This window comes from Pseudomonas sp. P7548 (assembly GCF_013386585.1).
In the GTDB taxonomy this organism is placed as follows: Bacteria; Pseudomonadota; Gammaproteobacteria; order Pseudomonadales; family Pseudomonadaceae; genus Aquipseudomonas.
In genome coordinates, this window is record NZ_JACARO010000106.1 from 1 (window position 1) to 330 (window position 330).

A 330-nucleotide genomic window follows, 5' to 3' on the forward strand; every position below is an offset into this window, starting at 1 on the left:
GCGAGCCAGCTCCCACATTGTTGATCGGTGGCGTGTCAATTCTAGCGTTTGGGCAGTTCGATCAAGGCCTTGAGGCCGCCCAGCTCGCTTGCTTGCAGTTGGAGCACCCCGCCCCACACTTCGACGATATCGCGCACAATCCCCAGGCCCAAACCGTGGCCGTCGATCTGCTCGTCCAAGCGTGCGCCTCGGCTGAGCACTTGGTCGCGTTGCGTTTCAGGGATACCGGGACCGTCGTCGTCTACCGCCAGCACATAGCTTTGCGCTGTTTCGCTGACGCTCAACCGCACATCCGCATCCGCCCATTTGCAGGCGTTGTCCAGCAGGTTG

The 330-nt window shown here is 61.5% G+C and carries 1 protein-coding gene; it reads right to left on the reverse strand.

What is annotated here, in order from left to right; translation table 11 throughout:
• Nucleotides 1-41: 41 nt before the first annotated feature.
• The coding region (locus tag HX803_RS30075) for an ATP-binding protein (protein WP_256732974.1) at nt 42-330 on the reverse strand (289 nt) is incomplete at its 5' end.